The 21,741-nt window shown below is 69.2% G+C and carries 19 protein-coding genes and 1 pseudogene; 12 read left to right on the top strand and 8 right to left on the bottom strand.

Going from position 1 to position 21,741, the window contains the following annotated elements:
- The first annotated feature begins 98 nt into the window (after positions 1 to 98).
- The 8 genes and pseudogenes from nudB to ACE3SG_RS16615 all read left to right on the top strand — a co-directional run bounded on the left by nudB (position 99) and on the right by ACE3SG_RS16615 (position 8,933).
- Positions 99 to 599, top strand: a complete 501-nt coding sequence (nudB, locus tag ACE3SG_RS16650) for a dihydroneopterin triphosphate diphosphatase (protein WP_374566817.1) — start codon at positions 99 to 101, stop codon at positions 597 to 599.
- Positions 596 to 1,408 carry an endonuclease/exonuclease/phosphatase family protein gene (locus tag ACE3SG_RS16645; protein WP_374566815.1) on the top strand — a complete coding sequence of 271 codons (813 nt, stop codon included), beginning with the start codon at positions 596 to 598 and terminating at the stop codon, positions 1,406 to 1,408. The genes nudB and ACE3SG_RS16645 overlap by 4 nt, the downstream gene beginning before the upstream one ends.
- An 81-nt stretch (positions 1,409 to 1,489) precedes the next feature.
- On the top strand, positions 1,490 to 2,773 hold the full coding sequence (gene clsB / locus ACE3SG_RS16640) for a cardiolipin synthase ClsB (RefSeq protein ID WP_374566813.1): 1,284 nt from the start codon (positions 1,490 to 1,492) through the stop codon (positions 2,771 to 2,773).
- A 77-nt stretch (positions 2,774 to 2,850) separates the two neighbouring features.
- Positions 2,851 to 3,309: an MOSC domain-containing protein gene (locus ACE3SG_RS16635; RefSeq protein ID WP_374566811.1), complete on the top strand. Its 459-nt coding sequence runs from the start codon at positions 2,851 to 2,853 to the stop codon at positions 3,307 to 3,309.
- A 7-nt stretch (positions 3,310 to 3,316) separates the two neighbouring features.
- A pseudogene (locus tag ACE3SG_RS16630) lies at positions 3,317 to 3,823 on the top strand (class IV adenylate cyclase); the annotation flags it as partial.
- Between the two features lie 15 nt (positions 3,824 to 3,838).
- Complete coding sequence (locus ACE3SG_RS16625; protein WP_374567033.1) at positions 3,839 to 4,378, top strand: GNAT family N-acetyltransferase; 540 nt, start codon at positions 3,839 to 3,841, stop codon at positions 4,376 to 4,378.
- A 115-nt stretch (positions 4,379 to 4,493) separates the two neighbouring features.
- The gene (locus ACE3SG_RS16620) at positions 4,494 to 5,207 is read left to right on the top strand and encodes an MgtC/SapB family protein (RefSeq protein ID WP_374566809.1); all 714 of its coding nucleotides are present in this window, start codon (positions 4,494 to 4,496) and stop codon (positions 5,205 to 5,207) included.
- Positions 5,208 to 5,327: 120 nt separating this feature from the next.
- Positions 5,328 to 8,933, top strand: a complete 3,606-nt coding sequence (locus tag ACE3SG_RS16615) for an SUMF1/EgtB/PvdO family nonheme iron enzyme (RefSeq protein ID WP_374566807.1) — start codon at positions 5,328 to 5,330, stop codon at positions 8,931 to 8,933.
- A 1-nt stretch (position 8,934) separates the two neighbouring features.
- On the opposite strand, the gene ACE3SG_RS16610 is transcribed toward ACE3SG_RS16615, so the two are convergent.
- The 4 genes from ACE3SG_RS16610 to hutI form a co-directional block, all read right to left on the bottom strand.
- Complete coding sequence (locus tag ACE3SG_RS16610; RefSeq protein WP_374566805.1) at positions 8,935 to 9,324, bottom strand: DUF805 domain-containing protein; 390 nt, start codon at positions 9,322 to 9,324, stop codon at positions 8,935 to 8,937.
- Between the two features lie 61 nt (positions 9,325 to 9,385).
- The gene (locus tag ACE3SG_RS16605) at positions 9,386 to 10,774 is read right to left on the bottom strand and encodes a formimidoylglutamate deiminase (protein WP_374566803.1); all 1,389 of its coding nucleotides are present in this window, start codon (positions 10,772 to 10,774) and stop codon (positions 9,386 to 9,388) included.
- 55 nt (positions 10,775 to 10,829) lie between these two features.
- On the bottom strand, positions 10,830 to 11,642 hold the full coding sequence (hutG, locus tag ACE3SG_RS16600; RefSeq protein WP_374566801.1) for an N-formylglutamate deformylase: 813 nt from the start codon (positions 11,640 to 11,642) through the stop codon (positions 10,830 to 10,832).
- A gap of 14 nt (positions 11,643 to 11,656) precedes the next feature.
- A complete protein-coding gene (gene hutI / locus ACE3SG_RS16595) occupies positions 11,657 to 12,955 on the bottom strand; it encodes an imidazolonepropionase (protein WP_374566799.1) in 1,299 nt (432 codons plus the stop codon).
- Positions 12,956 to 13,222: 267 nt separating this feature from the next.
- On the opposite strand from hutI, the gene ACE3SG_RS16590 reads away from it, so the two are divergent.
- A complete protein-coding gene (locus ACE3SG_RS16590) occupies positions 13,223 to 14,224 on the top strand; it encodes a hypothetical protein (RefSeq protein ID WP_374566798.1) in 1,002 nt (333 codons plus the stop codon).
- A gap of 17 nt (positions 14,225 to 14,241) precedes the next feature.
- Here ACE3SG_RS16590 and ACE3SG_RS16585 read toward each other — a convergent pair whose 3' ends face one another.
- Positions 14,242 to 14,835, bottom strand: a complete 594-nt coding sequence (locus ACE3SG_RS16585; RefSeq protein WP_374566796.1) for a HutD family protein — start codon at positions 14,833 to 14,835, stop codon at positions 14,242 to 14,244.
- Positions 14,832 to 15,557, bottom strand: coding sequence for a histidine utilization repressor (gene hutC, locus ACE3SG_RS16580; RefSeq protein WP_374566794.1), 726 nt, complete (start codon positions 15,555 to 15,557; stop codon positions 14,832 to 14,834). The genes ACE3SG_RS16585 and hutC overlap by 4 nt, the downstream gene beginning before the upstream one ends.
- A 97-nt stretch (positions 15,558 to 15,654) precedes the next feature.
- On the opposite strand from hutC, the gene hutU reads away from it, so the two are divergent.
- On the top strand, positions 15,655 to 17,358 hold the full coding sequence (gene hutU / locus ACE3SG_RS16575; RefSeq protein WP_374566792.1) for a urocanate hydratase: 1,704 nt from the start codon (positions 15,655 to 15,657) through the stop codon (positions 17,356 to 17,358).
- A 47-nt stretch (positions 17,359 to 17,405) separates the two neighbouring features.
- Here hutU and ACE3SG_RS16570 read toward each other — a convergent pair whose 3' ends face one another.
- Positions 17,406 to 18,578 carry a DUF4185 domain-containing protein gene (locus ACE3SG_RS16570; RefSeq protein WP_374566790.1) on the bottom strand — a complete coding sequence of 391 codons (1,173 nt, stop codon included), beginning with the start codon at positions 18,576 to 18,578 and terminating at the stop codon, positions 17,406 to 17,408.
- Positions 18,579 to 18,613: 35 nt separating this feature from the next.
- On the opposite strand from ACE3SG_RS16570, the gene hutH reads away from it, so the two are divergent.
- Both hutH and ACE3SG_RS16560 read left to right on the top strand, forming a co-directional pair.
- Positions 18,614 to 20,164, top strand: a complete 1,551-nt coding sequence (gene hutH, locus ACE3SG_RS16565; RefSeq protein ID WP_374566788.1) for a histidine ammonia-lyase — start codon at positions 18,614 to 18,616, stop codon at positions 20,162 to 20,164.
- Positions 20,165 to 20,311: 147 nt separating this feature from the next.
- Complete coding sequence (locus tag ACE3SG_RS16560) at positions 20,312 to 21,241, top strand: alpha/beta hydrolase (protein ID WP_374566786.1); 930 nt, start codon at positions 20,312 to 20,314, stop codon at positions 21,239 to 21,241.
- Between the two features lie 155 nt (positions 21,242 to 21,396).
- Here ACE3SG_RS16560 and ACE3SG_RS16555 read toward each other — a convergent pair whose 3' ends face one another.
- A complete protein-coding gene (locus ACE3SG_RS16555; RefSeq protein WP_374566785.1) occupies positions 21,397 to 21,738 on the bottom strand; it encodes a hypothetical protein in 342 nt (113 codons plus the stop codon).
- Positions 21,739 to 21,741 lie beyond the last annotated feature (3 nt).

The raw sequence follows: 21,741 nt of genomic DNA, 5'->3' as shown, positions 1-21,741 counted from the left end.
CGCCTTGTTGATTTCTTAAGGCGGGCCGCTGCAGAGGTGTCCAGCTGTGACACCGGCCCCACCACCGACGGGCCGGACGGCTGCACTACCATCGACCCATGAGCCTTGCGCCCACGCCCGCAGACCCCCGTCCATTCAAGGTGCCCGAGTCGGTGCTGGTGGTGATCCACACGCCGGATCGGCAGGTGCTGCTGATCGAGCGCGCCGATGCGCCCGGCTTCTGGCAAAGCGTGACCGGCTCGAAAGACACGCCCGACGAAGCGCTGGCCGAGACCTGCATTCGCGAGGTCGAAGAAGAGACCGGCATCGTCATCGGCAATGCCGCTGTGCCCATCGGCGCGCTGGTCGACTGGAACCTCGCCAACCACTACGAGATCTATCCCCGCTGGCGGCACCGCTATGCGCCGGGCGTGACGCACAACACCGAGCATGTCTTCGGGCTGACGGTGCCGGCCGGCACACCGGTGCGCCTGGCGCCGCGTGAGCACACGGCGCACTGCTGGCTGCCCTGGCGCGAGGCGGCCGATCGCTGCTTCTCGCCATCCAACGCCGAGGCTGTTCTGTTGCTGCCGCGTTTCGTGGGGGTGCCGCAGACATGAACAGCCGAGTCACCCGCCCCGGCGGCCTGGGCCCGAGCACCGTCTACAGCACCCAGGTGCTGCGCGTGGCCACCTACAACATCCACAAGGGCGTGCGCGGCGTGGGGCCACGCAAGCGGCTGGAGATCCACAACCTGGGCCTGGGCATCGAGGCGCTCGATGCCGACCTGGTGTTCCTGCAGGAGGTGCGCCTGTTCCATGCCCGCGAGGCGCGCCACTTCGACCAGACCCACCTCGGCTGGCCCGACGGCGGTCAGGCCGAGTTCCTGGCGCCGCAGGGCTACGAGTCGGCCTACCGCACCAACGCGGTCACGCGCCACGGCGAACACGGCAACGCCTTGTTGTCGCGCTGGCCGATCGGCGACATCGGCCACCACGATGTGTCGGACCACCGCTTCGAGCAGCGCGGCCTGTTGCATGTGCCGGTGACCTGGCAGGGCCTGAAGTTCCACGCGGTGGTGGCCCATTTCGGCTTGATCCACTCCAGCCGGGTGCGCCAGGTGCAGCGCCTGGCCGAGTTCATCGCGGCCGAGGTGCCGGACGGCGAGCCGGTGCTGGTGGCCGGCGACTTCAACGACTGGGGCGAGCGGCTGGACAGCCTGATGGCCGATGCCGGCCTGCAGCGCGCCGTCGCGCCCCCCGGCCAGCCGGGCGCCCGCGTGACCTTCCCGTCGCGGGTGCCGGTGTTCGCGCTCGACCGGGTCTACATGCGCGGCTTTCGCTGCCTGTCGACGATGGTGCCGCGCGGTGCGGCCTGGGCCCGCATGTCGGACCACCTGCCGCTGGTGGTGGAGCTGGAGTCGGCGTGAGCGCGCGCCCCCACGCTCGCCCTGCGGGCAGCCTCCCGCAGGGGGCTACGGTACCCTCGGGGCGGCCCGGCGCGAACTGAGATGTCGTCGCCCACCGACCCGCCACAGCACCCCGCGGCCTGGTACGCGCTGCCTCAGCCTCAGTTCCTGGGCGGTAACGACGCGCGCCTGCTGCGCGGCGGCGACGAGTACTTTCCGATGCTGATCGCGGCTATCGACGCGGCCCTGCACGAGGTCTGGCTGGCCACCTACATCTTCCACGACGACAGCGCGGCCGAAGACGTGGCGCGGGCGCTGGCGCGGGCCGCGCACCGCGGCGTGCGGGTGCGCCTGGTGGTCGACGGCTTCGGCACCCACCGCGCCTTGCCGCAGCTGCAGCGCTGGCTCGCGGGCAGCGGCGCCTCGCTGGCCGTCTTTCGCCCGCTGGAGCGTTGGTGGAACTGGCTGCAGCCCGGCCAGCTGCGGCGCCTGCATACCAAGCTGTGCGTGGTCGACGGCACCCACGGTTTCGTCGGCGGCATCAACATCATCGACGACCGCAACGACCTGAGCCACGGCTTCGGCGACGCGCCGCGGCTGGACTTTGCGGTGGCGCTGCGCGGCCCGGTGGTCGCGCCGATCGAGCAGACCGTGCGCGCCATGTGGACCCGTGCCGTCTTCGGCCACGACTGGCGCGCCGAGGTGCTGTCGGTGGCGCGCAGCGCCGAGCCGCTGACGCAGGCGCGCCGCCTGCTCAGCCGCCTGCGCATCCTGCCGGCGCGGGCCCCCACCAGCGTCGACGACCCGCATCCGGTGCGCGCGGCTTTCCTGGTGCGCGACAACCTGCGCCAGCGCCGCTCGATCGAGCGGGCCTATATCGAGGCGATCCGCAACGCCGTGCGGCGGGTCGACCTGGTCTGCCCCTACTTCTACCCCGGGCGCTCGTTTCGCCGCGTGCTGATCAAGGCCGCGCGCCGCGGGGTGTGTGTTCGCCTGCTGCTGCAAGGCAAGGTCGACTACCGCTTCGCCGGCCTGGCCGCGCGGGTGCTGTACGACGAGCTGCTGGCCGAAGGCGTGCAGATCCACGAGTACCAGCCCGCCTTCCTGCATGCCAAGGCGGCGGTGGTCGACGAAGGCTGGGCCACGCTGGGCAGCTCGAACATCGACCCGCTGTCGCTGCTGCTGAACCTGGAGGCCAACGTCGCGATCCTCGACGAGGGCTTTGCCGGCGAGCTGGCGCAGGCTTTCGAGTCCGCGCTGAAGCAGTCGCGCCAGATCACCGTGGCGCCGTTCCAGAAGGGCGCGCTGGCCGTGCTGGGCCGCGGCTTCGTGGCCTGGGTGGCGCGTTGGTATCTGCGCATGGCGGGCCTGAGCGGGCGCTACTGACCGCGGCGTCGGCCTCGGCGTTCGCGGGGCCGCGTGGGCAGTACAGTCGGCGCCTCGCGAAAAGGCCAGTGCCCACCATGACCATCGAACAGATCTTCATCGCCGCCGCGTCGGGCGGCCCGCAGCAAGCCTGCGAGCGCGTCACCGTGGTGGCTGGCGCGGGCATCGAGGGTGACCGCTACTACGCGCGCCACGACGAGCCGGGGCAGAACATCACCTTGGTCGAAGCCGAGGCGATCGAGGCGTTTCTCGGCGAGCAGCAGCGCCCGCTCGACCTGTCGGTGACCCACCGCAACCTGGTCACCCGCGGCGTGCGGTTGAACGATCTGGTGGGGCGCGAGTTCACGGTCGGCCCGGTGCGCCTGCGCGGGGTGGAGCTGTGCGAACCCTGCATGGGGCTGGGCCAGGCCCTGGCCGGCCCGTCGCTGACGCCGGCCGAGGTGGTCAAGTGCCTGGTGCACCGCGCCGGCCTGCGCGCCGACGTGCTGTGCAACGGCGTGATCGCGCGCGGCGACACGCTGCAGGCCATCGACTGACCCGCCCATGCCCCGCAACATCGAGATCAAGGCCCGCATCGCCAGCGTGGCGCAGCTGCTGCCGCGCGCCGAGGCCCTGGCCGGCCAGGCGCCGGTCGAGATCTGGCAGGACGACACCTTCTTCACCTGCGCCCACGGCCGCCTGAAGCTGCGCGCGTTCTCGGCCGACCGCGGCGAGCTGATCTTCTACCAGCGCACCGACCAGCAGGGCCCGAAGGAATCGTTCTACGTGCTCTCGCCCACCAACTCGCCCGACACGCTGCGCGACGCGCTGACACTGGCCTGGGGCCAGGCCGGCCGCGTGCGCAAACGCCGCCAGCTGCTGCTGGTGGGCCGCACGCGGGTGCACCTCGACCAGGTCGACGGCCTGGGCGATTTTCTCGAACTCGAAGTGGTGCTGCGCGACGACGAGCCCGCCGAGGCCGGCGAGCGCGAAGCCCACGCGCTGATGGCGCAGCTCGGCGTCGAGCCATCGCAGCTCGTCTCGACCGCTTACGTCGACCTGCTGGCCGCGTTGCCGGGGCCGCGCATGCCGACCGACCGCAGCCTGCATGACGACAGCGTCTGGTTGATCGACACGCCACGCCAGCGCATCCGCCGCATCGAGCCCGGCGACGGCGCGGCGATGCTGGCCGTCTATGGTGACGCCGACGCGATGCGCTGGGTCGGTGACGGCCGGCCGCTCGATGCGGCGCAGTGCGAAGAATGGATCGGCGTCACGCTGCGCAACTATGCGACGCGCGGCTATGGCATGGTCGCGCTGGTGGAGCGGACCACCGGCGAGGTCATCGGTTTCTGCGGCCTGGTGCACCCCGGCGGTCAACCTGACGCCGAGATCAAGTACGCGCTGCGGCGCGACCATTGGGGCCGCGGCCTGGCCACCGAGGCGGCGACGGCGCTGCTGGCCTGGGGCGCCTCGGCCCTCGGCCTGCGGCAGGTGATGGCGACCGCGGCGCCCGAGAACGTCGCCTCGCACCGGGTGCTGCTGAAGGCCGGCATGCGGCGCGGCGCGCTGCGCCACAACGCCGACGGTTCGCGCACCCAGTTGTTCAGCTGGCCGGCGGCCTGACGCTCGACGGGCCCACCAGCGCCGTGGCGGGCGCGGCGTGTCGTGACATGGCGCTTGCCGTGGCTTCGTGAAGGGGGTAGAACCAGCCTGACACCCACGCGAAGAAGGACGCCGCATGACCTGGCCCGATCTGTCATTGGGCGGTGATTTCCTGAGGATCGCGCTGCACCTGGTCGGCGCCCTGGCGGCGGGCGGCATGATCGGGCTGGAGCGCAGCATCCATGGCCGGCAAGCCGGCTTTCGCACCCATGCGCTGGTGGCTTTGGCGTCGAGCGTGCTGATGGTGGTGCCGATGTACCAGGGCCTGTGGCTGCCCGGGTTCGCGCAAGACAGCTTCCGCACCGACCCCACGCGCATGGCGCAAGGCATCATGACCGGCATCGGCTTTCTCGGCGCCGGCGTGATCTTCAAGGACGGGCTGTCGGTGCGCGGCCTGACCACCGCGGCGTCGATCTGGGTCACCTCGGCGATCGGCATCTTGATCGGCATCGGTTTCTACGGGCCGGCGCTGCTGGCCACCGCGCTGACGCTGGTCGCGCTGTCGCTGTTCCGCTGGATCGAGGATCGCCTGCCGACGCACCACTATGCGCATCACTCGGTGCGGTTCCAGCGCCACCAGGCGATGGCAGAGCCCGAGCTGCGTGCGTTTCTCAAGGAGCACGGCTTCACGATCGCGCAGATGAGCTACCGCGCGTTCGACGACGAGCCCGACTTCGAATACCGCATGGTGTTGCGCACGACCGATCAGCGGAACATTCCGCGGCTGGCGGTCGTGCTGCGTGACCGGCCTGACGTGCGCGCCTTCCGCATCTCGCCGACAGGCGATTGACCACGCTTTCTCGGTCGACCAGGCCCGGGTTCCAGGGGCGGTGTGCCTTCCGGCCATTGCAGCGCCGGACGACTGATCCCAGAATCCGCGCCACGCCCATCTCAGGGCGCGGGAGTGTCGATGCAGGCTGCGCCCCCGGTACCTGTCGCCAACGCCGGTGAGCCGCGCGACTGGCTGGGCTACCAACGCTATGCCGACGCGCTGTGGGCGCGCGTCGTGCACAACTTCGCCCTCGACAGCGACGCACGCAGCGCCGCCGTGGCGGCGAAGAAGGCCGATGGCCGCGACCTGCCGACCGGCGACCCGCTGGTCGTCGGTGTCTACGGCGAATGGGGCGTGGGCAAGAGCCGGCTGCTGGAGCTGATGTACCAGCTGGCCGCGCGCCAGAACGCCGAAGACTGCGCCCAGCGGGTGCGTGACCCGCAAGCCTACGACGCCAGCCCGGCGCTGCGCCTGACGGTGCCGGTGTGGTTTCACCCCTGGAAGTACGAGCATGAGCCGCACCTGGCGGTGCCGCTGCTGATGCACCTGGCCGAGGCGGTGCAGCGCACGCTGGGCAGCGCGGCTTCGATCGACGAGCAGGCCCGGCAGCTGTTGAAAGAGCGTGGTGAAGACCTGGCCGCTGGCGCCGAACGCTTGAAGCAGGCGGCAGAGATCTTCCAGGCCGCGGCGACCGTGGCGCACAAGGTGGCGGGCAATGGGCTGGTCAAGACGACGGCGAGCCTCGCGGCCGGTTACTTCGGTTTCGGCGCGGCGGCCGAGCGTTCGCTGAGCTGGGTCGAGCAGACGGCGGCGAGGTTTCTGCCCGAGGCGGGCGATGGCGCGGCGAAGGACGAGAAGCCGGCCATCAAGGAAAGCAAGGGCTGGTTTGGCAGAACCAAGACCGTCGAAGTGGTGACCCACGCCACGCCCGAGGCCAGCGCCGATGGCCGCTACTACTACAACGTACACCGTTATCTGAGTGAGCTGACGCACATCGGCCGCGACACCGCCAAGCGCCTGGGGCACGACACGCTGCGCCACGACATCCACCTGAACTTCGTCGTCTTCGTCGACGACCTCGACCGTTGCCTGCCGGAAAAGGCGGTCGAGGTGCTTGAGGTGATCAAGACGGTGCTCAACGTCGAGAGCTTCGCCTTCGTGATCGCGCTCGACGACGAGGTGATCGAGCGCGGCATCAGCTACCGCTACCGCGAATACCGTTTCCAGAATGCCAAGCCCGAGATGCCGATCACCGGCTTCGAGTACCTGGAGAAGATCGTCCACCTGCCGTTCCGCCTGCCGCAGCTGACGCGGGCGCAGGCCGTGGAGTTTCTGCGCCGGCAGGAAGAGCGCCTGCTCGCACCGACCGCCAGCGACCCGGCCGCCGCCGCGGTCACGCCGGTGCGCCTGTGGTTCGTGCCCGATCCCGCGACCGGCGAGCTGCAGGCCTCGCCGCTGGTGCACCTGCTGCTCGACAGCTTCGACGCCTTCGTGCCGCGCAAGCTCGGCCGCACGCTGGAGCTGATGCACCAGTTCCAGCAGCTGTTCACGGCCCGCGGCACGCCGATCCAGCCGGCACCGGCTGGCTTCAACGCCACCAGCAACGCCGCCGATGCGCGCATGGTGCTGTGCTGCGTGCTGCTGCAACTCTTCGCGCCCGAGATCTTTCGCCTGCTGCGGCGCCGGCCCGAGTTGTTCGGCCACTGGATGAAAGCCTACCTGGAGCAGGAGCAGTCGCTCAATCCAGTGTTCATCTGGCAGAAAACGTCGAGCGAGCAACTGATGACGCTGGAGGTTTCGGACGCCGACCTGTACCGCTGGGTGGCACTGGGTTCAGGAGCCGGTACATCCAAACTTCCCCCGCGGCCGACTGACTACAGCAAAGCAAATGCTGAGCAAATGTCACTGCCATTCGGGCTGCAGCGCGAAGAATGGGGCAACTATGTCAGCCGGCTGACGTCGAGCGATCGCTATTCGGTGGAACAGGTACGGCTGCCGCTGGCGACCGCACTGATCGGGTTTCGAGAGATGCAGCGCCACGCGTTCGCGCCCTTGCGCCTGGGTGGTGCAATGGCCTACGCGACTCGCTGGGCAGCAAGCGATGTACCGCGGCTACAGGAATACCTGAACCTGTTCAGCGACCAATTGATGGCCGCGTCGGTGCCTGCACCCAGTCCTGTAGCGACGTCGACCATGATCCCTGAAACGGCCCCCCCAGCTCCTGCCGCCTCAGTGCCCGTTTCCGCGGCGCAAGTGTCCGCGGCCGCCGCGACGGCGCGGCCGGTGCGGCAGGTGTACCTCGGCCAACTGCTGGAACTGCTGAGCAGCGACGACGCCTCAACCCGTGCAGCGTTGGTTGATCGTCTCAACTTGCAGATCGGTGAGGTCGTCGACACTGGTTTGATCTACGGCCTTGCGGAGGCGCTTCGAGATCGTGGCGAGAGAGCAATAGACCCACGTCGAGCGTTGGAGGGATTGGCACTGCTTGCACCATTCCTGCCGGTTGAGGCCGTAGCCGAAGTTCATGACAAGATCGGTTGGAGGTCTCTCGCCAATGCCGCATGGAGGAGTCACGTCCGGCCCGGCGTCGCCGAAGCCGAGGCTCTTCTGGCGTTTGCTCGACCGGTTGCGACTCTTGGGCAACATGGCCTTTTGGCAGCCCTCGGATTGACCGAACAGACAAGTGGACTGGCGGGCGCACTCGAGCAACTGGTTCGTGTGACAGATGACGGTGAGACTCCGCTGCCATTGTGTTCAGAAGCAGCGGATCTTCTGGGGCGCCTTGGCTGGCCGCGCCGCTTCGAGTTCGATGAGAGGCGATGGGGCCTGCCGACGCATCGCGCGCAAGTACGCGGCCCGGGGCCGAGACCCAGCAAGCCTGAAGAGGAACCTGTACTCGGCTTCGTTCGCGTAATGGCTGGTGAATTCACCATGGGCGGCAGTGAGGAAGTTCCGAAGTACGCCGTTCGCCTCGCCCATGATTGCTTCATGGCAAGAACACTGGTGACCGTGCAGCAGTATGCAGCCTTTGTCGCTGGGGATGGATACGCCGACGAAACGCTTTGGGAACCCCAGGGGCTCGCGTGGCGTCGTGGTGAACTTGACGCTGTCCTTGCAGGAAGCGCCGCAACACGTTCAAGCTTGCACCGTCAGCAGCCGTGGCGCTGGGCTGAGCAACAGCAACTTCCTACACGTCCGATGTGTGGTGTCAATTGGTTCGAAGCGCGAGCGTATGCAGCTTGGCTTCAACGTCGATTGGCGACAGAGCTCAAAGAAGCTGGGCTTGATGGTCTGGGCGTTCGCTTACCAACCGCAACGGAGTGGGTACGTGCTGCGCGGGCGGCGTCTATTGATACTTCGGACGATCGAACTTTTCCGTGGGGAAATGGGCCTGGGTTTGATCCACCGCTAGCGAATCTTGGGACGGTGCGCCTTGGGCGACCGACCGCTGTTGGGCTCTTCCCTCCAAATCCGATAGGGATATACGATCTGGCGGGAAATCTATGGGAATGGATCGACAAGGTGTTCGACGGCCCAACCGGTGGGGACTCGCCGGCAGCAACAATCAGCGGGGGGCAACTCATCGAGAATAATCTTGCGGCGCAACGTGAACAGCGAGGGGCCTCGTTTGCCGACCCCGAAAGCTTTGCTCGATGCGACCATAGTCGTGGTGAAACGCCATTTCTCCAAGCAGACACGGTTGGGCTGCGCGTCGTCCTAGGACGGCCTCTTGATCCGCACTAGCCTAACGCCGAGGCTGCGCACCAAACCGGTTTTCGCCGGGCGTGCCTGGCAAGAACCCGTTGTCGATCAGTGCCCACAGCTGGCCGATCAGCGGCACCAGCGTCACCAGCACCCACCAGCCCGAGCGGTCGCGGTCGTGCCAGCGCTTGGCCGAGACGGCGATCGCGGGCCAGGCGATCAGCAGGTTGGCCAGGGTTTCGGCGCGGTCGGGGTGAAAGCCGGCGATTTCGAGCAGGGCCATCAGCACCATGCCGACCACCAGCAGCGCCAGCACGCCGTGCAGCCAGAAGCTGCGGCGGTTGATGCGGCCTTGCAGCCCGACGTAGAGCTGCCAGGACGTCATGTCGTCGGCCAGCAGCGGGGAGGTGTGGTGGGTCGGCAGCGCGAACATCCGGCCAGTATTCCACGCGCGCCCGGCGCGGGGTTGCCTCAGCGCAAGGCGGCGCCGCGCCTCAGGGCGTGTCGACCCAGAGCTGTTGCATCGCCGCCTCGAAACGGCCTTGGCGCTCGCTGTTGCCGCGGTGATGGTGGTTCTGCACCACCCAGTCGCCGGCCACCATCACGTCGCGCCACGGCCGGCCGGGGCTGGAGAAGACCAGCGCGTCGAGCAGCCGGCTGGGCGGGATGCCGGCCAGGCTGGCGTCGCCCAGGTCGACCACCAGCAGGTCGGCCCGCGCCCCGGGGTGGATGCCCCACAGCGCCTCGCCGCAGGCACTGGCGCCGCCGGTGAGCGCGCTTTGCCACAGGCGCTCGGCGGTGGCCGGCTGGCCGGCCTCGGGCGCCGCGGCCACGTTGCGGCACTTCAGGCTCAGGCGCTGGCCGTAGTCGAGCCAGCGCAGCTCTTCGCGCCAGGCGCGGGTCACGTGGCTGTCGGAGCCGATGGCCAGCGGCACGCCGGCCTTCAGCCAGGCGGGGATGTCGGTCAGGCCGTCGCCCAGGTTGGCTTCGGTGCTGGGGCAGATCACCGCGGTGCTGCCGCAGTGGGCCACCGCCGCGATCTCGGCCCGGTTGACGTGCGTGGCGTGCACCAGCTGCCAGCGGGCATCGAGCAGGCCTTGCTCGGCCAGCCACTCGACCGGGCGCAGGCCGGTGGCGGCCAGGCAGTCGCGCACCTCGGCCGGTTGTTCGGCCACGTGGATGTGGACGGCGCCGCTGAAGCCCTCGGTGAGTTTGTGCAGGCGGTGGATCGACTCGGGCGCTGCGGCGCGCAGCGAGTGGATCGCGACGCCCGCGTTCAGCCGCGCATGGGCTTGCGCCTGCACCGCCTGCGCGGCGGCCCAGACCGCGTCGGCGCCCAGGTGAAAGCGGGCCTGGTCGGGCCGCAGCGTGGGCTGCGTGAAGCCGGCGCGTTCGTACAGCACCGGCAGCACCGTCAGGCCGATGCCCACGTCGGCCGCCGCGTCGATCAGCGCCTGGATCATCGTGTGGCGCTCGGGGTAGGGCTGGCCGTCGGGCTGGTGCTGCACGTAGTGGAACTCGCAGACCTGGGTGTAGCCGCCGCGCAGCAGCTCGCTGTACAGCTGCGCTGCGATCGCGCGCAGCATCGCCGGGTCGACCGCGCCGGCCACGCGGTACATCCGGTCGCGCCAGCTCCAGAAATCGTCACCCTCGGATTCGCGCCGCTCGGCCAGGCCGGCGAAGGCGCGCTGGAAGGCGTGGCTGTGCGCATTGACCAGGCCCGGCAGCACCGGGCCGGCCAGCCTGGCCACGCCGTCGGGCGCGGGGGTGTCGGGCTGCACACGTTGCCAGCGGCCCTGGCTGTCGATGTCCAGCAGCACCGCGTCGCGCCAGCCGCCGGGCAGCCAGGCGCGTGGGGCCCAGAAGGTGGTGTCGGTGGTCATTGAGCATCCTCCGCGTTGCACGCTTCGGTATTCGCCTTGGGAACGGCCCGGCGGCTCATACCTTGGGCGCCCAGTCGAGGGTGGTCTGCAGCAGCGCGCGCAGCACCGGTTGCAGGCGCGCGGTGCGGGCCGCGTCGACCCGGTAGGGCGGCGATTCGGGCATGTAGGTCGACCAGCACATCTCCAGCTGCACCGCGTGCACGCCCTGGCCGGGCTGGCCGTAGTGGCGGGTGATGTGGCCGCCCTTGAAGCGGCCGTCGACGACCTGGGTGAAGGCGGTCTGCGCCTGCAGCACCTCGCCCAGCCTGGCGCGCAGCGACGGCGCGCAGCTCTTGCCTTCGGCGGTGCCCAGGTTCAAGTCGGGCAGCTTGCCTTCGAACAGCCACGGCAGCTCGCTCTTGATGCTGTGGCCGTCGAACAGCACCGCGTGGCCGTGCTCGGCCTTCAGCCGCGCCAGCTCGGCCTGCAAGGCGTCGTGGTAGGGCTGCCAGTAGGTGGCGCGCCGTTCGTCGACCTGCGCCGGCGTGGGCGCGCAGCCTTCGCGGTACAGCGGCTCGCCGGTGAAAAAGCGCGTCGGGCACAGCTCGGTGTTGTTCGCGCCGGCGTACATCGGTGTGTTCTCGGGCGGCCGGTTCAGGTCGATCACGAAGCGTGAATACACCGGCACGATCAGGCTGGCGCCCAGCTCGCGTGCAAAGGCGTAGACCTCGTCCAGGTGCCAGTCGGTGTCTTCGACCTGCAGCGCGCGCTCGGTGTACAGCGGCTGCAGATGCGGCGGGATCTGGCGGCCCACGTGCGGCAGGCTGACCAGCAGCGGCCGGGTGCCGCGGCTGAGGGTGAAGCTCGGGGTGTTCGAGAGGGTGTTCATCAGGTTCGCCTTCTTCAGGCCGTGATCAGCTGCCCGCCGGCCACGACGCCGCGGCCCGCGCGCTCGCCGAAACGGTAGGCCAGTTCGTTCGGGTGGTCCACCGCCCAGAGCGCGAAATCGGCCCGGTGGCCGGCCCGCAGCTGGCCGTGGCTGTGGCCCAGGCCCAGCGCGGTGGCGGCGTGGCGCGTGGCACCGAGCATCGCCTCTTCCGGCGTCAGGCGAAACAGCGTGCAGGCCATGTTCAGCATCAGTGGCAGCGACAGCGTGGGTGACGAGCCGGGGTTGTGGTCGGTCGCGATCGCGATCGGCACGCCGGCGGCGCGCAGCGCGGCGATCGGCGGCAGCTTGGTTTCGCGCAAGAAGTAGTAGGCGCCGGGCAGCAGCATCGCCACCGTGCCGGCGGCGGCCATCGCCGCGATGCCTTCGTCGCTCAGGTATTCGAGGTGATCGGCGCTGAGCGCCGCGTAGCGCGCCGCGAGCGCGGCGCCGCCCGAGTCGCTCAACTGCTCGGCGTGCAGCTTGACCGGCAGGCCCAGCACGCGCGCAGCGTGGAAGACTCTTTCGATCTGCGCGGGCGTGAAAGCGATGCGCTCACAAAAACCGTCGACCGCGTCGACCAGGCCCTCGGCGTGCCACTGCGGCAGCCATTGGCAGATGGCGTCGATGTAGTCGTCGGCACGGCCTTCGAACTCGGGCGGCAGCGCATGCGCGGCGAGCGAGGTGGTGCGCACGGTGATCGGCAGCGTTTGGCCGATGCGCCGCGCTGCGCGCAGGCAGCGCGCCTCGTGCGCCAGGCTCAGGCCGTAGCCCGACTTGATCTCGACCGTGGTCACGCCGTCGGCCATCAGCGTGCGGGCGCGGGCCAGCGCGGCGTTGAACAGCGCCTCGTCGCTGGCTTCGCGCGTGGCCGCCACGGTGGAGCGGATGCCGCCGCCGGCGCGGGCGATCTCTTCGTAGGTGGCGCCTTGCAGCCGCAGATCGAATTCGCGCGCCCGGTGGCCGCCGTAGACGAGGTGGGTGTGGGCATCGATCAGCCCCGGCGTGACCAGCAGGCCGTGCAGGTCGATCGGATCGAGAGCCGCGCGTTCCGGCGCTGTCAACAGGTGTTGCAGGGCCGCATCGGACTCGGTCGACGGGCCGACCCAGGCGATTTGGTCGCCGTGCGTCAGCAGGTCGCCCTGCGGCAGCCAGCCCCAGGCCGGGGTGCCAGCTTGGCTAGACAGGGTAGCCAGGTGTGCGCCGCGCCACCAGCGCCACACGCTGTTGTCGTGAGACGCCTGTGATGCCTTGGTACCGAAGTTGTCAATTGTCATCCTCTGTCACCGAAGCTAACGAGAAATTAGGGGGCAGTGTGAAAAGTCATCACCCACGCCACGGCTTGGGCCTAGCATGCGCTGCGGCGTCGGCCAGCAGTCTCGGCGCCGGTTTGTTGAGGCACTCGCCTGCCATGGTAGGCCGCACAAGGTGCCCACGATCAGCCCGGCCCGGCCGGCCTTGCCAGGCGTGCGGGCTCGCCTCGTTTCGCCTGGCGCGCCCATGCCCCGCGGGCCGGTAGGCGCCATGACCTGGGAGAACACAGCATGTTGGACCTTCAAGCGGCCCTGCCGCCCGTTGCCAAGCCCCGCGTGCCGCGCCGCGGCGCCTCGCCGGCGAACACGGCGCCGCTGTATCGCATCGAGGCGTTGCCCGACATCGGCGACTACGTGCCGGTCTCGGCCGAAGAGATCAACCAGCAGGGCTGGGTGGTCGGGGTGGCGTATATCCATGCCGACGAATGGGCGACCTACCTGCACGCCAACGGCCAGACGCGCCTGCTGCCGGGCGGCCGCTTTGCCTATGGCCACGGCCTGAACGACCGCGGCGACGTGGTCGGCACCTTCGACGACCAGGCCTGCTGGTGGCCGCAGGCCGGCGGGCGGCAGATGCTGGCCGGCATGCGGCGCGCCGCGTCGATCAACAACCACGGCCAGATCGCCGGCAGCGCCTGCTTCGACGGCGACCACGAGCGGGCCGCGCTGTTTTGCGACGGCGAGCTCGTCGACCTGGGCACGCTCGGTGGCGCCACCAGCGTGGCCACCGGCGTCAACGACATGGGCCAGGTGTGCGGTTATTCGGCGCTGGCCTCGGGCGAGGTGCACGCCTTCGTCTGGCAACCGGTGCTGGGCCTGCTCGACCTGGGCACGTTGGGTGGCAGCGACAGCCGCGCCGCCGCGATCAACGCGCGAGGCCAGGTGCTCGGGCGCAGCGACGATGGGGAAGGCGACTCGATGGCTTTCCTGCGCACTGGCGGCGAAATGCTGGCGCTGCCCGCCGTCGGCGAGGCTGATCTGGCGGCGTTCTCGCTCAACCGCGAGGCCGAGGTGGTGGGCAAGCTGACCGGCGCCAACGGCCGCTGGGTGGCGTCGCTCACGCGCGGCGGCAAGACCCGCAAGCTGGCCAACCTGCTGGACGACAGCGGCGATGGCTGGCAGTCGCTCAGCGTGGCGCTGGCGATCAACGACGCCGGCTTGATCGCCGGCGTTGGGCAGCGGCAGCGCGACAAGGTGGAGCGCGCGTTCGTCGCGACACCGCTGCCGCGCTGAGCAGGGCGCGGTCGACTTCATGCCGTGGCCTGCAGGCTGAGCCACCACGCCCGGGGCGTCGAGCTGCTGCCGTCTGCCGGCGCCAGGCGCCATTCGCCGGGCTCAGCGTTGTCGCACCAGGCCAGGCTGTGCGCCGGGATGTGGCATGGCGTTTCGCCACGGGCGGTCAGCGTCAATGGCGACCGGGTGTACAGGCCGCACCAGCGGGCGGGGGTGGGCAGCGGGTCGCCCAGCGTGGCGGGCCACATGCGGGCTAGGCCCGCCGTCTGGCGCGCCATCAGGTTCAGGTCGCGCGTCGAGCCGCCGAGCAGGCGGCAGCCGGGTGCGTCGGCGCCATCGAAGGCCAGCGGCGGCGAATCGGGCGTGAGCTGCGTGTCACCGCCGGCAAAGCCGAGCACCACGCCGGCGCCTTCCAGCACCGTGAAGCAGCGCTGAACGCCGGGAAACGGCGAGAACGGCCCGTCGCGGTCGATGTCGGCCACGCTGACGCGCACCAGCCAGTCGCCGCCCGAGCCTGCCGGCCAGGCCAGCAGCTCGCGCGTGACACCACCGCCGTTGCGCCAGGGCTGCGGCGTGGTCTTGGCCAGCTCGATCACGTGGATCGTCGTCATGGCGTGAACTGCCCTTCCAGCCCGTAGCGGCTGCCGGGGTGTACCAGGCGGGCCAGCGTGATCGCGCTGTCGGTGGTGAAGGTGCGGCGAACGATGATCAGGCAGGGGTCGGTCGGCGCGATGCCCAGCAGCCGGGCCTCGTCTTTCGTCGGCCGGCCGGCTTCGATCGAGTACTGCGCGCGCCACAAGGCGGTGGCGTCGAACAGGTAGTGGGTGGGGGTGGTGCGGGTGAAGTCCTGCGCCAGGTAGCCAGGCGCACAGGCCGGGTTCACGTAGCGGTCTTCGCACTGCAGCGGCACGCCGTTTTCGAGGTGCACGATCAGCGTGTGGAAGACCGGCGCCCCCGGCGGAAGCCCCAGCTGGCCGGCCAGGCCGTCGACCGCCGGCACCTGCTCTTGCTTGACCACGCGGGCCTCGTGGTGGTGGCCACGCTCGGCGATCTCTTCGTGCAGGTCGCGCAGCGTGAGTGTCGACGAGACCTTGTGCAACTGCGCCGCGAAGGTGCCCACGCCCTGCACCCGCTCGATCAGCCCTTCGGCCTGCAACTCGCGCAGCGCGCGGTTGACCGTCATGCGGCTAACGCCGAACTGCGCGACCAGCTCGGCCTCTGACGGCATCAGCACGCCGGGCGGCCAGTCGCCGGCGGCCAGCCGGCCCTTGAGGTAGTGCTTGACTTGGGCGTACGGGGCCATGCCGCCCGCGGCCTGATTGGTAGAAACCATGGGCTGAGATCCTACTTGCCTAAACTTGTCTAGACAAGTAGGATTCGCCCCCATTCGGTGCTCGCACCGCATTGCCCGCATGTCCAGGAGCCCTGCCATGACCGACCTGTCCCAGCCCACCCGCCGTGCCACGGCTCACCCCGTCAAGGCGCCCACCGGCACCACGCTGCACTGCCGCAACTGGCTGATCGAAGCCGCCTACCGCATGATCCAGAACAACCTGGATCCGGCGGTGGCCGAGAACCCCGATGCCCTGGTGGTCTATGGCGGCATCGGCAAGGCCGCGCGCGACTGGGACAGCTTCGAGACCATCCTCGAGTCGCTGCGCAAGCTGGGTGAAGAAGAAACGCTGCTGATCCAGAGCGGCAAGCCGGTCGGGGTGTTCCGCACCCATGCCGACGCGCCGCGCGTGCTGCTGGCCAACTCCAATCTCGTGCCGAAGTGGGCCACGTGGGAACACTTCCACGAGCTGGACCGCAAGGGCCTGATGATGTACGGCCAGATGACCGCGGGCTCGTGGATCTACATCGGCAGCCAGGGCATCGTGCAAGGCACCTACGAGACCTTTGTCGAGGCCGGCCGCCAGCACTTCGGCGGTTCGCTGAAGGGCAAGTGGATCCTCACGGCCGGCCTGGGCGGCATGGGCGGCGCGCAGCCGCTGGCGGCCACGTTTGCCGGCGCCTGCTCGCTGAACATCGAGTGCCAGCAATCGCGCATCGACTTTCGCCTGCGTTCGCGCTACCTCGACGAGCAGGCCAAGGACCTGGACGACGCGCTGGCCCGCATCCAGCGCTACACCGCCGAAGGCAAGGCGATCTCGATCGGCCTGCTCGGCAACGCGGCCGAGGTGCTGCCCGAGCTGGTCAAGCGCGCCCAGGCAGGTGGCATCAAGCCCGATCTGGTGACCGACCAGACCTCGGCCCATGACCTGGTCAACGGCTACCTGCCGGTGGGCTGGGGGGTGGAGCAGTGGAAGGCGGCGCAGGCCGATGCCTCGCAGCACGGCGCGCTGCGCGATGCGGCGGCCCGCGGCTGCGCGGTGCATGTGCAGGCGATGCTGGCGTTCCAGGCGATGGGCATCCCGACCGTCGACTACGGCAACAACATCCGCCAGGTCGCCTTCGACCAGGGTGTGAAAAACGCGTTCGACTTCCCCGGCTTCGTGCCGGCCTACATCCGCCCGCTGTTCTGCCAGGGCAAGGGCCCGTTCCGCTGGGTGGCCTTGTCGGGCGACCCCGAAGACATCCGCAAGACCGACGCGAAGATGAAGGAGCTGTTCCCCGAGGACAAGCACCTGCACCGCTGGCTCGACATGGCCGGCGAGCGCATCGCGTTCCAGGGCCTGCCGGCACGCATCTGCTGGATCGGCCTGGGCGAGCGCCACCGCGCCGGCCTGGCGTTCAACGAGATGGTCAAGTCGGGCGAGCTGAAGGCGCCGATCGTGATCGGCCGCGACCACCTCGACTCGGGCTCGGTGGCTTCACCGAACCGCGAGACCGAGAGCATGAAAGACGGCTCGGACGCCGTGTCCGACTGGCCGCTGCTGAACGCGCTGCTGAACACCGCCGGCGGCGCGACCTGGGTCTCGCTGCACCACGGCGGCGGCGTCGGCATGGGCTACTCGCAGCACTCGGGCGTGGTGATCGTGTGCGACGGCACCGACGCTGCCGCCAAGCGCATCGAGCGTGTGCTGTGGAACGACCCGGGCACCGGTGTGATGCGCCACGCCGACGCGGGCTACGAAGACGCGATCGCCTGTGCCAAGGCACAGGGCCTGAACCTGCCGATGATCGCCAAGTGATCGCAACCGGCGCCGCGAGCCCTGTGCTGCGGCGCCGGGCGCTGCATCTATTGCGGCAACGGCAACTTGATGAAGCGCGGGCGGTAGATGTCCTTGCCGCCGGCGCGGAAGTTCTCCCAGAAGTCGAACGTGTTCACGTGGTAGCTGATCAGCAACTCGCCGGGAGCCGACAGGTGCGGATGCGCCTTGGCGCCGTACACGAAGGTGTCGGGCGTCAGGTTGTCCTCTGGGCACAGCCAGACCGGGATCGGCTTGCCGAACGGGCCGACCGGCGAGGCGCCGTAGCGCACGACCACCGTGCCGCTGAGCGTGTCCAGCTGGTGCACGACGAGGAAGCGGCCATCGGCCAGCGGCGTGACGCTGATCTCGGCCCCCATGCGGTTGGCCACCGGCGCGGCGGCGTTGATGTCGCTGACCCAGGCCGTGCCGTTCCAGAAGTGGTAGCTGCCCGGCTTGGTCATCTGATCGGGCTTCACGCGGGCGACCAGCAGCTTCTTGTTGTAGTCGTCCGAGCGCACGCCGTAGACATAGATGAACCCATCCGGCTTCGGCGCGCCGGCCTGCACGGTCAGCGGCATCGTCGCGATGCCGAACGCGATCTCGCCGAGCGAGCCGTTGCGCGGCGCGAACAGAGGCAGGTTCAGCCGGTTGTAGCCGCCCAGGAACGGTGCGTCGTCGCTGGCCGAGGCGGTCAGCAGATCGACCCCCACCTGCTTGAAATTGAAGTCGCCGCCGTCGCCGGTGGCCATGCGCGCGGCGAACATCCGCACCTTGCCCTTCCACACCAGCGCGTCGCCGGGCCAGTACCACTGGCCGGCCTGCGTGGGCACCACCATCGAGACGGCCTTGCCGGCGCCGTCGCGGCGCACGTTGAACTGCAGCGCACCGGGCAGGGGTGTCGCGCCGGTCAGCATCGCGCTGGTGTTGTTGACCATCACCGTGCCGCCGATGCGGCTGCCGTCGGCATTGACCCCGCCGACGAAGCTGTCCGAGAACAGGATCAGCGTCTTCGTCGCGCCGCCGCTGCCGAAACGCTCGTCACCGTTCATCGGCACCGTGTAGACGCCGTCGGCACCGCTCCAACCATCGTTCGCGCCGTAGGGCGCGTCGAACAGGGCCGTCCATTCCGGCGCGGCCACTGCGCTGTAGGGCGTCACGTCGGCCGCCCATCCGAGGCTCGTGGCGCCGACCAGCGCCAGGGTCGATAAAAACGTTTTCATCATCCAGCCATCTTAGAACCGAGGACCGCACCACCATGTCCATGCTCACCCTGACGCCCGGCCAACTGACGCTGGAGCAACTGCAAGCCATCCACGCCGGCGGCGTGACCATCGCGCTGGCCGAATCGTCGAAGGCCGACATCGCCGCCAGCGCCGCCATCGTGCAGGCCGCGGCGGCCGGCGACGCGCCGGTCTACGGCGTCAACACCGGCTTCGGCAAGCTGGCCAACCAGCGCATCAGCGCGGCCGATCTGGCGCTGCTGCAACTGAACCTGATCCGCTCGCACTCGGTGGGCGTCGGCGAACCGCTGTCGCCTTCGGTGCTGCGCCTGATGCTGGCGCTGAAGGCGGCGAGCCTGGCGCGCGGCGCCTCGGGCGTGCGCCAGGTGGTGGTCGACACCTTGATCGCCGTGTTCAACGCCGGCCTGACGCCGTATGTGCCGAGCCAGGGCTCGGTCGGCGCCTCGGGCGACCTGGCGCCGCTGTCGCACATGACGCTGGCATTGCTGGGCGAGGGCGAGATGCTGGTCGGCGGCAAGCGCGTTCCGGCCGGCCCGGTGCTGGCCGAAGCCGGCATCAAGCCGCTGACGCTCGAAGCCAAGGAAGGCCTGGCGCTGATCAACGGCACGCAGACCAGCGCGTCGCTCGCGCTGCATGGCTTCTTGAGCTTCGAGCCGGTGCTCGAATCGGCGCTGGTGGTGGGCGCGCTGACGGTCGATGCCGCCCGCGGCAGCGACGGCCCGTTCGACCCGCGCATCCACGCGCTGCGCGGCCAGCCCGGCCAGATCGACGTGGCGCAGTACTACCGCGCGCTGCTCAAGGGCAGCGCGATCCGCGCGTCGCACGAAGAAGGCGACGACCGCGTGCAAGACCCGTACTGCCTGCGCTGCCAGCCGCAGGTGGTGGGCGCCTGCCTCGACCAGCTGCGCCACGCCTCGCTGGTGCTGGTGCGTGAGGCGAACGCGGTGACCGACAACCCGCTCGTCTTCGCCAACGACGGGGCCATGATCTCCGGCGGCAACTTCCACGCCGAGCCGGTGGCGCTGGCCGCCGATGCGATGGCCGTGGCCATCGCCGAAGTGGGCGCCATCGCCGAGCGCCGCATCGCGATGCTGATCGACACCGGCGTCTCGCGCCTGCCGCCTTTCCTGACCAGCAACGCCGGCCTGAACAGCGGCTTCATGATCGCCCACGTGACGGCCGCCGCGCTGGCCAGCGAGAACAAGAGCCTGGCCCACCCGGCCAGCGTCGACAGCCTGCCGACCTCGGCCAACCAGGAAGACCACGTCTCGATGGCCACCTTCGCGGCGCGCCGGCTGCAGCCGATGATCCAGAACGTCGCGCACATCATCGGCATCGAGCTGCTGGCCGCGGCGCAGGGGGTCGAGTTCCTGCGCCCGCTGAAGAGCTCGTCGGCGCTCGAACAAGCCCACGCGCTGCTGCGTGCGAAGTGCCCGTCGATCGAGGTCGACCGCTACCTGGCGCCGGACATCGAAGCCGCGACAGCGCTGGTCACCGGCGGGGCGTTGTCGGCCGTGTTCCGCGCGTTGCCGGGTGACCTGCCCAAGCTCTGGGTGCCGGTGTGATCGTGCAATAAACCCTCTCGACGGGGCTGCGGGTTTCCCCGCTCGGTCGGCGCAATGCGAAGGCCGAAACTCTCGGCCGCAACGGGCCTGCCACGTCAAGTGGCCGGCCCGTTGTTTCGTTTTGACGCATCAACAGGAGACCACGTTATGCAACTGACCCAGCATCTTCGTTTGTGTTCCTCCTTCCGTTTGTTCTTCGGGGTGGCTGCCGCGCTTGCCGCGGCTGCCGGGCCGGCCGCGCAGGCCCACGCCGCGGCACCCGTCGCTGCCAGCGGAAAGATCGTCCAATCATCGATCGTGTTGTCGGGCCGCAGCTATCAGTCCTACTGGTATTTGCCGACGGCCGAGCCGATCGGTTTCATCGTCGTCCAGCACGGCTTCAGCCGCCAGTGCGCCAACTTGCGCGACACCACCACCCGCTTCATGGACCAGGGCTTCATGGCCTTGTGCATCAACGCCGACATGAGTGGCGGCAATCCCGCGCTGGCAGAGGCGCTTGGCAACGCCATCGTCGCGGGCTTGGTGGCCCCGGACGGCCGGCCCGTTCCTCAGCCGATCGTCGTGTCGGGTCACTCCGCGGGCGGGCATTTCGCCTCGCGTCTGGGCTGGACGCTCGCCCAGTCCGCACCGAGCCGGTTGAAAGGCAGCGTGATGTTCGATCCGGTGGCGGCGGATGGCTCCTTCACCACGAATCTGCAGGCCATCTCCTCGGGGGGAAAGCGCGCCGTGCTGGCGGTCACCGCCAATTCCGGGCCCTGCAACTCGTCCAACAACGCGTATCCGGCACTGCGCCAAGTTCAAGCCGATGCGCGGGCCAATGGGAGAGACGATTTCGTCGGCGTTCAACTGACCAGCGGATCGACACACGTCGATTCGGAAGGCAAGAACACCAATCTCCTGGGCTGGATCGCCTGCTTTCAGGGCCAGCCCCAGGTGGCCAACAGCACGCGGCTGAGGGACCTGACCAGCAACTGGGCCACCGACCTGGTCACGGGAAAGCGCACGGCCACCTACTACCCCGGGGGTAGCTACCTGAATGGCCTCGTCAGCACGTCGGTCGCCAAAGTGATCGAGTAGGCGACCCCCGTGAGATGCCGTCCGGGCCTCCACGGGCACGAGATGCTCGGGACGGTCTGGCTACCGTCGCCGCGCGCCGGCTGCGGTCGATGATCCAGAGCCGGGCGGGTTGCCGAAGCTCTGGGTGCCGGCGTGGTGTGGGAGCCCTGACTCGCTCAGGGCTCAACCTTCGGGTCGTTCTTGATGATGGGGTCGATCGACACCGGCTGGCCCCCTCTCTGGACGTGCAGGCTGTAGTTGATCTTCTCTTTGATGCCGCATCTGTTCGTCACCTCTACCGTCGAGTCATCGATTCGCACGAACTTGGTCAGCTGATCGGTGGGCTCTTTCGTGGTCAAGAATCCGGTCTCATCGAATATGACGTGAACCCCCGGGGCAGGCTTGAGCGTCCAGCGCATCTTGGACTTCTGATGGACGACAACGGGGTCCTGGTCCACCTTGTCACCGGATTCGGTGGCGTCGACGGTCAATTCGATCAGCGGTAGATCTTCGTTCACAAG

This window comes from Ideonella sp. (assembly GCF_041914305.1).
In the GTDB taxonomy this organism is placed as follows: Bacteria; Pseudomonadota; Gammaproteobacteria; order Burkholderiales; family Burkholderiaceae_C; genus Ideonella.
Note: the sequence above shows the minus strand (reverse complement) of the source record. Positions and strands in the feature narration are given on the sequence as shown.

Bases quoted from the DNA above. Each gene is read 5' to 3' on its own strand.
- hutH (WP_374566788.1), top strand. From the start codon at position 18,614: ATGTCCATGCTCACCCTGACGCCCGGCCAACTGACGCTGGAGCAACTG.
- ACE3SG_RS16560 (WP_374566786.1), top strand. From the start codon at position 20,312: ATGCAACTGACCCAGCATCTTCGTTTGTGTTCCTCCTTCCGTTTGTTC.
- hutU (WP_374566792.1), top strand. From the start codon at position 15,655: ATGACCGACCTGTCCCAGCCCACCCGCCGTGCCACGGCTCACCCCGTC.
- ACE3SG_RS16620 (WP_374566809.1), top strand. From the start codon at position 4,494: ATGACCTGGCCCGATCTGTCATTGGGCGGTGATTTCCTGAGGATCGCG.
- ACE3SG_RS16645 (WP_374566815.1), top strand. From the start codon at position 596: ATGAACAGCCGAGTCACCCGCCCCGGCGGCCTGGGCCCGAGCACCGTC.
- nudB (WP_374566817.1), top strand. From the start codon at position 99: ATGAGCCTTGCGCCCACGCCCGCAGACCCCCGTCCATTCAAGGTGCCC.
- ACE3SG_RS16605 (WP_374566803.1), bottom strand. From the start codon at position 10,774: ATGACCACCGACACCACCTTCTGGGCCCCACGCGCCTGGCTGCCCGGC.
- clsB (WP_374566813.1), top strand. From the start codon at position 1,490: ATGTCGTCGCCCACCGACCCGCCACAGCACCCCGCGGCCTGGTACGCG.
- ACE3SG_RS16570 (WP_374566790.1), bottom strand. From the start codon at position 18,578: ATGAAAACGTTTTTATCGACCCTGGCGCTGGTCGGCGCCACGAGCCTC.
- hutC (WP_374566794.1), bottom strand. From the start codon at position 15,557: ATGGTTTCTACCAATCAGGCCGCGGGCGGCATGGCCCCGTACGCCCAA.
- ACE3SG_RS16590 (WP_374566798.1), top strand. From the start codon at position 13,223: ATGTTGGACCTTCAAGCGGCCCTGCCGCCCGTTGCCAAGCCCCGCGTG.
- ACE3SG_RS16635 (WP_374566811.1), top strand. From the start codon at position 2,851: ATGACCATCGAACAGATCTTCATCGCCGCCGCGTCGGGCGGCCCGCAG.
- ACE3SG_RS16610 (WP_374566805.1), bottom strand. From the start codon at position 9,324: ATGTTCGCGCTGCCGACCCACCACACCTCCCCGCTGCTGGCCGACGAC.
- ACE3SG_RS16585 (WP_374566796.1), bottom strand. From the start codon at position 14,835: ATGACGACGATCCACGTGATCGAGCTGGCCAAGACCACGCCGCAGCCC.
- hutI (WP_374566799.1), bottom strand. From the start codon at position 12,955: ATGACAATTGACAACTTCGGTACCAAGGCATCACAGGCGTCTCACGAC.
- ACE3SG_RS16625 (WP_374567033.1), top strand. From the start codon at position 3,839: ATGCCGACCGACCGCAGCCTGCATGACGACAGCGTCTGGTTGATCGAC.
- ACE3SG_RS16615 (WP_374566807.1), top strand. From the start codon at position 5,328: ATGCAGGCTGCGCCCCCGGTACCTGTCGCCAACGCCGGTGAGCCGCGC.
- hutG (WP_374566801.1), bottom strand. From the start codon at position 11,642: ATGAACACCCTCTCGAACACCCCGAGCTTCACCCTCAGCCGCGGCACC.